At 57.0% G+C, this 5,090-nt stretch carries 6 protein-coding genes; all 6 read left to right on the top strand.

Translation table 11 applies throughout. The features are described 5' to 3' along the window. The coding region (gene mutS / locus ACETWG_05625; GenBank protein ID MFB0516068.1) for a DNA mismatch repair protein MutS at window positions 1-1,565 on the top strand (1,565 nt) is incomplete at its 5' end. After that, complete coding sequence (locus ACETWG_05620; protein ID MFB0516067.1) at window positions 1,562-2,602, top strand: hypothetical protein; 1,041 nt, start codon at window positions 1,562-1,564, stop codon at window positions 2,600-2,602. The genes mutS and ACETWG_05620, both read left to right, overlap by 4 nt. A 135-nt stretch (window positions 2,603-2,737) precedes the next feature. Further along, window positions 2,738-3,613: a YicC/YloC family endoribonuclease gene (locus ACETWG_05615; GenBank protein ID MFB0516066.1), complete on the top strand. Its 876-nt coding sequence runs from the start codon at window positions 2,738-2,740 to the stop codon at window positions 3,611-3,613. Next, entirely contained in the window at window positions 3,610-4,170 is a 561-nt protein-coding gene (gene gmk / locus ACETWG_05610; protein ID MFB0516065.1) for a guanylate kinase, read from the top strand. Before ACETWG_05615 ends, gmk begins: the two co-directional genes overlap by 4 nt. Next, complete coding sequence (gene rpoZ, locus ACETWG_05605) at window positions 4,167-4,463, top strand: DNA-directed RNA polymerase subunit omega (protein MFB0516064.1); 297 nt, start codon at window positions 4,167-4,169, stop codon at window positions 4,461-4,463. The genes gmk and rpoZ overlap by 4 nt, the downstream gene beginning before the upstream one ends. A 14-nt stretch (window positions 4,464-4,477) precedes the next feature. Then, on the top strand, window positions 4,478-5,090 hold a 613-nt coding region (locus tag ACETWG_05600; GenBank protein ID MFB0516063.1), incomplete at its 3' end, for a uracil-DNA glycosylase.

The following is a 5,090-nucleotide window of genomic DNA, read 5'->3' as shown; positions in this document are numbered from 1 at the left end:
TCCTTCAGGGCAGCAGCGATCTGGAGCGCATTCTAGGGCGCATTTCTGCGCGCCGAGCCACGCCTAGAGACGCGGCTAACCTGGCTGCCAGTCTTGAGATCATTGCTGGCATAGGCCAGCGGGTGCGCCAGGAGAAGTCCCCGGCTTTGAACCGCCTGGTAGGCCGTTTCCACGACACTGAAGATCTAGCCCGGCTTATCCGCCAGGCTCTGGTACAGGACCCGCCCATCAATATCGCCAAGGGAGGCTATATTCGCGAGACCTATTCTGCCGAACTGGACGAGCTGCGCGGGCTGGCTAGAAGCGGTAAATCGTGGATCGCCGGCCTGCAGGTAAAGGAGCGCCAGCGTACCAGTATCCCCAGTCTGAAAGTCGGCTACAACAACGTTTTCGGGTACTATCTCGAAGTAACCCGAACCCACCAGGATAAAGTACCCGAGGATTACATTCGCAAGCAGACCCTGGTGAATGCGGAGCGCTACATCACGCCGGAGCTTAAGGAGTATGAAGAGAAAGTACTCTCGGCGGAGGATAAGATCCAGGCGCTGGAAAGGGAGCTCTTTGAAGACCTGCAAAAGCAGGTGCTGGCCCGCGCTCGTGAGATCCAGGAGAACGCGCGGTTCCTGGCCATGGTCGATATCGCTGCCGGGTTGGCTGAAGTGGCGGTGCGCAACAACTACACGCGCCCCATACTGGTTGATGAGCCTGTCCTGAGCCTGAAGGACTCCCGCCACCCGGTGGTGGAGACCCTGCTACCGCTGGGGGAGCGATTCACACCCAATCACCTTGAAATGGACCTGGAGAACAGCCAGATTCATATCATTACCGGTCCCAATATGTCCGGTAAAAGTACTTTCCTGCGCCAGGTAGGTCTGGTGGTGGCAATGGCCCAGATGGGCTCTTTCGTTCCGGCCAGCCAGGCCCGTATCGGCATCGTGGATCGGATTTTCACCCGGGTGGGCGCTAGTGATAACCTTGCGGGCGGTGAGAGCACCTTCCTGGTTGAGATGGTGGAAACGGCCCGGATCCTGCACAATGCCTCCCGCCGGAGCCTGATCCTGTTGGACGAAATTGGCCGCGGCACTTCCACCTACGACGGGCTCTCCATCGCCTGGGCGGTAACAGAGCATCTCCATCAAAACGAACGGATCGCTGCCAAGACCCTTTTTGCTACCCATTACCACGAATTGGTATCGCTGGCCGAAGCCCTGCCCAGGGTAAAAAACTTTAACGTGGCGGTTCGCGAGCATGGACAGGAGGTGGTATTTCTGCGTAAGATTGTGCCTGGTGGAGCTGACCGCAGCTACGGGATTCATGTAGCCCAAATGGCGGGTATTCCAGCTCAAGTGATCCGGCGAGCGGGTGAAATTCTGGCCACGCTCGCTGACCGGGAGAGCGAGTCTGCCACCATCGAGGTTCGTGCAGAGTATTCCTCCCAGGTTGAACTATTTGAAGCGAAGGAAAAAGAGCTGCGCTCTGACTTTAAACAGATCGATATCAACACTCTGACACCCATTGAGGCCCTGAACCTGCTGGACAAGCTGAAGAAGAAGCACGGTCTGTGATCATATCTCTCCAATTGCCGCGGCAACTACTGTTGTCCCTCGTAATAGTAAGCCCGCTATTTTTAGCCGCCCAGGCCAAGTACGCCGGGGAACTGTTTGAATTTCCCGGCGATGCCCGCAGCGTGGCCATGGGGGGTACCGGAGTGAGTAACACCCATGAAGCTGCCACCGGCTTTTATAATCCGGCGCTGGTAGGGCGGCTCAGCCAGCCCAGCCTGGTGCTGGCTCGCCGCGAGCAGTTCGGCGGTATGGTGAGCGCCGACCTCATGGCGGTCAACTTTATCAGCTCCCCCGACCTGGCGGTTCAGCTGGGGCTGGTGCGGCGGGGGGTGGACGATATTCCCGATACACGCAGTGCCCTTGCCCTGGCTGACAGCAATGGAAATGGGCGCCTGGACATTCACGAGCGCCCTGACCCTGACAATATAAGCTATTTCAATCAGCGGGAATGGGGGCTTCTGCTGTCGGTGGCCCGGAAAAACCAGCGGGGCTGGCACTGGGGGACCAGTGTGAAGCTTATTGGGCACTGGCTGGCCGATGAACTGGGCCTGGGCCTGGGCTTTGACCTCGGGGTCTGGCGGGCATTTGGACGCGCCCTTTCAATGGGCCTGATGCTGCAGGATCTTACCACCACCCAGGTGTACTGGAGTACCGGCAGGTGGGCGACGACGGCTCCCCGGGTTACAACGGGCTTGAAAGGGGATTTTACACTCCCTTTGATCCGGCGACCGGTGGTCATCGAGGGCGAGCTCAGCAGCCGCCTGGACGGCCGACGGCTGGAGCGGGCCTTCGAGCTCGGGCAGGTCAGCTTTCTTGCCCAAGCCGGGGTGGAGCTGGTTATCAATAATAACCTGCGGCTTCGCGGTGGTAGCGCAACCCTCTACCCCTTCACACTGGGGGTCGGGCTCAGCTTCCCGATATTCCACGTGGATTATGCCTATGTTGAAAATACACGGGCCGGGGTTTTTGAACCCACCCATCAGCTGTCCATCACTCTATTTCTGGAAACGCTGCGCGCTTTCCTCGGAGCTGAGTGAAGCCTCCTCTCATGATCTGAGAGTGCTGGATAATAGTAGACTCTATCTATTAAAATTTTAAGGGGTTACTGAAAAGCAATCATTGATTATGCTGGCTTGGTATATTAGTTTATGCGACTTATTACGGTGGTTTTCATGGTAAGAAGCATGACCGGATATGGACAGGGCCAGGTCACCCGTGGCGGCGTGACGCTCTCAGTGGACATCCAATGCCTTAATAGCCGGTTCTTTGACTTGACACCCAGACTGCCCAAGGTAATGCAGAAGTTTGAGCCCCAGGTACGCCAGGAAGTCCAGCAGGCACTCTCCCGGGGAAAGGTCAATGTGACCGTCGTGTTGGATATTGCTGAAGAAACCGAGGCTCCCATCCAGGTAAACCGGGCTCGTCTGCGGCAGTATCAGCAGGTTTTCAAACAAATCCAGGAGGAGTTGGCCCTGACGGAGAGCCCCTCTCTTTCGCACTACACGGCCATGCATGATGTCATTACGGTTGAGGAATTTGATCGGGAGGACCTTCTGCTGGAGCTGTTATTGGAGGCTCTGAGAGAGGCCTTAGCCAAGGTGGAAGAAATGCGGGCGGCGGAAGGGACTAATTTGGCCGCAGACCTGCGCTCGCGCTTAGCCCAGGTTTGGGAGGACGTGCGGCTGATCGAGAATCTGGCTCGGGAACGCCGAGCCGGAGATCTGGAGCGTTATCGCAGCCGGCTTCAGGAACTTATGGACAGTGTCCCCGTTGATGAAGGACAGCTGCTCCAGGAAGCGGCCGTCCTGTCGGAAAAGCGGGATATCACCGAAGAGTGCACCCGCCTTAACAGTCATCTGGATCTGTTTCAGGCCTACGTTGAAGATGACGAAGATACGGGCAAGCGACTGGGTTTTCTTCTCCAGGAGATAGGCCGGGAAGTGAACACCCTCGGTGCCAAGACGGACCACATCGACATCAGCCATCTGGTCGTGCGGATAAAGGACGAGCTGGAAAAAATACGTGAGCAGGTGCAGAACATCATATGAGTAGCGGGCATCTGGTGGTCATAAGTGCACCCTCGGGAGCGGGCAAAACTACCATTCGCAGGGTGCTGCAGAAAGGCCATCCCGAGTGGCACTTCTCGGTTTCGGCGACGACACGTCCGCGCAGGCCCTACGAAACGAACGGAGAAGATTATACTTTTCTTACCGATGAGCAATTCGATGCCTATGTGGCCGACGACCAGTTCGCCGAGTGGGAATGGGTTCACGGATACCGCTACGGCACCCTGCGTTCAGCTTTGCAGAATGTCCTGAACCAGGGCGAGGCTCTGCTATTGGATCTGGATGTGAAGGGCGGTGTAAACATCAAGCGGCAATTCCCGGATGAAACGGTCGCCATTTTTATCGAGCCGCCCGATCTCGAGACCCTCATTGAACGCCTGAAGGGCCGCGGCACTGAAGATCAGGAGGCAATCGAGAAGCGGTTGGAGCGGATTCCGGAAGAGATGACCTACAAGAAAGATTTTGACCATGTGGTGGTCAACGACGACCTTGACCGGGCCGTGAATGAGATCGAAGCCATTATCATGGAGGTGAAATGAAGTTAGAGACTTTATCATTCCAGGAGATTCTCAAGCGTACGCCGGATGTGTTCGAAGCGGTTGTGGTTGCCAGTCACCGGGCGCGGCAGATCAACGCTCGGCGGGCGGCGGAACGCATCGACTTTTCAGAGGAATACCCTGAAGACGAATATGCGGTGCCGGAGCCGGTTGATGAGGAGGGATTTGTAGAGGAGGAAAAATCGAGCGTCCTGGCCATGGAGGATTTCCTGGATGGTCATCTCAACTGGCGTTATGTAGATCGGGATAATGAGGTCGAGGCGGAAGAGTCCTAAGATTGTGAGATCGCATGTCCCCATCCGTTGAGCAGGCTGTCCGCTATTTGCAGCGTCACCGGAAACTGTACGGTGACCAATTAGTCCTGGGCCAGCCAATCCCCACCAGTGAACCGCCGCCGTCCCCTCCAGTTACAGGCGATCAGACAGCAGCCCTGCTGGCCTTTGAAGAGGAGATTTCCAGCTGCCAGAATTGTCCGTTGGGGGCCACACGTACCAGGTTTGTTTTCGGGGTGGGTGACCCGGCTGCGGACATGGTGTTTGTGGGTGAAGCTCCCGGCTTCGAAGAAGACCGCCAGGGGGAGCCTTTTGTAGGCAAGGCCGGCAAGCTCCTGGACCGGGTTCTGGCGGCAATTCAGCTTTCCCGGCGCGAGGTCTATATTTGTAATATTCTCAAGTGTCGGCCGCCGGGTAACCGGGATCCCCTGGCATCAGAGGTTGAGCAGTGCCTGCCCTATCTCAAAGAACAGATCCGGATCATCCAACCGAAACTCATCGTGGCACTGGGGCGGATAGCGGCGAAGCACCTGCTGGGATTGGAAGAGAGTCTTAAGAACATGCGGCATCAGGTGTACGGCTATGAAGGGGTGGAAATGCGGGTGACCTATCACACAGCAGCCCTCCTGC

Source organism: Candidatus Neomarinimicrobiota bacterium, from assembly GCA_041862535.1.
Taxonomy (GTDB): domain Bacteria; phylum Fidelibacterota; class Marinisomatia; order SCGC-AAA003-L08; family TS1B11.
The sequence above is the reverse complement of the archived record's forward strand: the minus strand, read 5'-3'. Positions and strand labels throughout refer to the sequence as shown.